Origin of the sequence: Ramlibacter sp., from assembly GCF_050250995.1 — a bacterium.
Classification (GTDB): domain Bacteria; phylum Pseudomonadota; class Gammaproteobacteria; order Burkholderiales; family Burkholderiaceae_C; genus Ramlibacter.
Genome location: NZ_JBFWNP010000102.1, coordinates 1 through 3,367, shown reverse-complemented (window position 1 = coordinate 3,367; position 3,367 = coordinate 1). Strand labels below are relative to the sequence as shown.

The window sequence follows — 3,367 nt, the reverse complement described above, 5'->3', positions numbered from 1 at the left end:
TGGCGAGCGAGAGCTCGCGGATCGGGCGCGGCATTCCGACCGCCGAAAGGAACGCTCGTGCGCCCTTCGGGTTTTCCACCACGAAGTCGGCAAGGCCGCGCACGATCTCAAGCGCCGGCTGCGGGAGGGCGGCCCCGGGCGTCCCGCCGAGCGGCGCGGGGATGGCGTAAAGGATCAAATGACGGGCATGCCCGCGCGCTCGAGCATCTCCGTGAGCGCGATGAGAGGCAGGCCGATAAGCGAGGTGGGATCCGTGGTGTCGATGCGCTCGATGAGCGCGATGCCGAGCCCTTCGGCCTTCGCGCTGCCGGCGCAGTCATACGGCTGCTCGCGGCGGAGATAGGCCTCGATGCGCCGCTCGTCGAGAACGCGGAAGAACACCTTGCACTCGACGACGCGCGACTGCAGGTCCCCGCCGCGCGCATCGAGGAGCGAAACCGCGGTATGGAAACGGGCGCATCTCCCGCTCATCGACCGAAGCTGGCGGACCGCGGCCTCGTGGGTTCCGGGCTTGTCCAGCCGGCCGGCCCCGCCCCAGGCGACCTGGTCCGAGCCGATCACGAGCGCATCCTGGAAGCGCGCCGCGACCGCCTCCGCCTTGCCGACCGACAGGCGCAGCGCCGTCGCAGCGGGCGCTTCGTCTTCGAGCGGCGCTTCGTCGAAGTCCGGCGCTGCGGTCTCGAACGGCAGGCCCAGGCGCTGCAGAAGCTGCGCCCGGTACGGGGACGTGGAGGCGAGGACGAGGCGCCGGGGCTCAGGCATGGCATTCAGGCATGGGAATCAGGCATGAAAATCAAAGCATGACTTTGTTTTGACGGGATTTTTCCAATGATGATATCATCCGCCGCCTTTATGTCGCACCAGCCGGTCATCGACGGCTTCCAGTTCGCGTCGGCCGGCGCAACTCAGCAGGGCGCGTTCCCGGCAAGTGCGTTTCCCCGGCTGCGAGACCTGCTCGCCTCCGATGCCGGGGAAGTCGCTTACACGTTGCGCGGTCTGCTCGACGCGCGCGGGCGGCCGAGCCTGGGTCTGCGCCTGAGCGGAACGCTGCAGCTGCGTTGCCAGCGCTGCCTGGAGCCGATGGCGTTCGAGGTGCGGCACGAAGGCATGCTGGTGCTGGCGGCGACGCAGGCGGACATCGACGCGGACCCGAAGGACACCAGCGCCCCGGACCGGGTGCTGGCGGGAAAGCAGATGCCGGTGCGCGAGCTGGTCGAGGATGAATTGCTCCTCGCCGTGCCGTTTGCGCCGCGCCACGAGCGCTGCGTAGGGGCTTCGGGGATGGACGAGGAAGGGAAAGCGTCGCCCTTCGCGGAATTGCGGGGGCTGTTGCAGAGCAGGCATTGAACGCAGCAAGGAATCGACGAAAGGAGTAGTGAAATGGCCGTTCAGCAGAACAAGAAATCGCCGTCGCGCCGCGGCATGCACCGCGCGCACGACCATCTGGGCAACCCGGCGCTCGCCGTCGAGCCCACCAGCGGCGAGACGCATTTGCGCCATCACGTGAGCCCGACGGGGTTCTACCGCGGCAAGAAGGTCGTCAAGACCAAAGACGAGTAACTGCGCTGGTTACCGTAGCCGTTGATTGCATGGGGGGCGATCACGGCCCCCGCGTCACGGTCCCGGCCGCCCTGGAGTTCCAGTCGAGGGCGCAGGACGTGGCCGTCGTGCTCGTCGGCGCCCGCGAAGCCGTGGAAGCGGAGCTCGCCGCGCGCGGGCGCTCGCCCGGGCCGAACCTGCGCGTGCACCACGCAAGCGAGGTGGTGGGCATGGACGAGCCGCCGGCGCAGGCGCTGCGGTACAAGAAGGCCTCGTCCATGCGCCTGGCGATCGACCTGGTGAAGCGCGGCGAGGCGCACGCGTGCGTGAGCGCGGGCAACACGGGCGCGCTCATGGCGATCTCGCGCTTCGTCCTCAAGACCCTTCCCGGAATCGACCGGCCCGCGATCGCGACGGTGCTGCCCAACATGAAAGGCGGCTTCACCTACGTGCTGGACCTCGGCGCGAACGTGGACTGCACGGCGGAGCAGCTGATGCAGTTCGGCGTGATGGGCGCCATGCTGGTGGCCGCCGTGGAGCACAAGGAGCGCCCGAGCGTGGGCCTGCTCAACATCGGCGTGGAGGACATCAAGGGCAACGACACGGTCAAGCGCGCCGCAGAGCTGCTGCGCGCGAGCGGCCTCAATTTCTTCGGCAACGTGGAAGGCGACGACATCTACAAGGGGACGACGGACGTCGTCGTGTGCGACGGCTTCGTGGGCAACGTGCTGCTCAAGGCGTCCGAGGGCGTGGCGCACATGATCGTGGGCTTCCTGCGCCAGGAGTTCACGCGCAATCCGTGGCGCATGCTGGTCGCATGGCTCGCGACGCCGGTGCGAAACGCGCTGCGCGCTCGCATGGACCCGGGCCGCTACAACGGCGCGAGCCTCGTGGGCCTGCAGGGGATCGTCGTGAAGAGCCACGGGTCGGCCGACGTCCCCGCCTTCGCGCACGCGCTGGAGAACGCGCTCGAGGAAGTGCGCAACGCCGTGCCGAAGCGCATCGCCGAGCGCATGGCGGCGCTGCCGGAGGCGGCGCTCCCATGAGCGGGGGGTACTCGAGAATCGTCGGCACCGGAAGCTACCTGCCGCCGCGCGTCATGAAGAACGACGAGTTCGCCGCGCGCCTGGACACCAGCGATGCCTGGATCCGCGAGCGCACAGGCATCGTCCAGCGCCACATCGCGGGCGAGACGCAGGGCTCGAGCGACCTTGCTCTGGAAGCGAGCCGCGCGGCGCTCGCCGCAGCCGGCGTAGGCGCGCAGGAGCTCGACCTCATCATCGTCGCGACTTCCACCCCGGACTACATCTTCCCCAGCACCGCCTGCCTGCTGCAGGCAAAGCTCGGCGTGAAAGGCTGCGCGGCGTTCGACGTGCAGGCCGTATGCACCGGATTCGTCTACGCGCTCGCCACCGCGGACACCTTCATCCGCTCGGGACAGTACAAGCGCGCGCTCGTCGTGGGGGCGGAGGTCTTCTCGCGCATCCTGGACTGGAACGACCGCGGCACGTGCGTGCTGTTCGGCGACGGCGCGGGCGCCGTCGTCCTCGCCGCGTCCGCCGAGCCGGGCCTTCACGCGAACGTGCTGCACGCCGACGGCAGCCAGGTCGGCCTGCTGTGCGTGCCCGGCAACGTCAACCGCGGCGTCATCGCCGGCTCGCCGTTCCTTCAGATGAACGGCCAGGGCGTCTTCAAGTTCGCCGTGCGCGTCCTGGAGGAGGCCGCGCGCGAGGTCGTCGAGGCCGCCGGGATGAAGATGCATGACGTGGACTGGCTCATCCCGCACCAGGCGAACGTGCGCATTCTCGACGCGACCGCGCGCAAGCTC

5 protein-coding genes are annotated in these 3,367 nt (G+C 69.1%); 4 read left to right on the top strand and 1 reads right to left on the bottom strand.

The window, feature by feature from the left end:
- Positions 1–174: 174 nt before the first annotated feature.
- Positions 175–762 (bottom strand): Maf family protein, encoded by a 588-nt coding sequence (locus AB7E83_RS28060; protein WP_428574818.1) that lies wholly within the window; start codon positions 760–762, stop codon positions 175–177.
- A gap of 69 nt (positions 763–831) precedes the next feature.
- Between AB7E83_RS28060 and AB7E83_RS28055 the strand changes: the two genes are divergently transcribed.
- The 4 genes from AB7E83_RS28055 to AB7E83_RS28040 form a co-directional block, all read left to right on the top strand.
- The gene (locus AB7E83_RS28055; protein WP_428574817.1) at positions 832–1,347 is read left to right on the top strand and encodes a YceD family protein; all 516 of its coding nucleotides are present in this window, start codon (positions 832–834) and stop codon (positions 1,345–1,347) included.
- A gap of 33 nt (positions 1,348–1,380) precedes the next feature.
- Complete coding sequence (gene rpmF / locus AB7E83_RS28050) at positions 1,381–1,560, top strand: 50S ribosomal protein L32 (protein WP_428574816.1); 180 nt, start codon at positions 1,381–1,383, stop codon at positions 1,558–1,560.
- A gap of 5 nt (positions 1,561–1,565) precedes the next feature.
- Positions 1,566–2,585 carry a phosphate acyltransferase PlsX gene (plsX, locus tag AB7E83_RS28045; RefSeq protein WP_428574820.1) on the top strand — a complete coding sequence of 340 codons (1,020 nt, stop codon included), beginning with the start codon at positions 1,566–1,568 and terminating at the stop codon, positions 2,583–2,585.
- Positions 2,582–3,367: beta-ketoacyl-ACP synthase III (locus tag AB7E83_RS28040; RefSeq protein ID WP_428574814.1), on the top strand; the 786-nt coding region annotated here is incomplete at its 3' end. The genes plsX and AB7E83_RS28040, both read left to right, overlap by 4 nt.

Excerpts from the sequence above, each read along its gene's own strand:
- rpmF (WP_428574816.1), top strand. The coding sequence starts at position 1,381 with ATGGCCGTTCAGCAGAACAAGAAATCGCCGTCGCGCCGCGGCATGCAC.
- AB7E83_RS28055 (WP_428574817.1), top strand. The coding sequence starts at position 832 with ATGATATCATCCGCCGCCTTTATGTCGCACCAGCCGGTCATCGACGGC.
- AB7E83_RS28060 (WP_428574818.1), bottom strand. The coding sequence starts at position 762 with ATGCCTGAGCCCCGGCGCCTCGTCCTCGCCTCCACGTCCCCGTACCGG.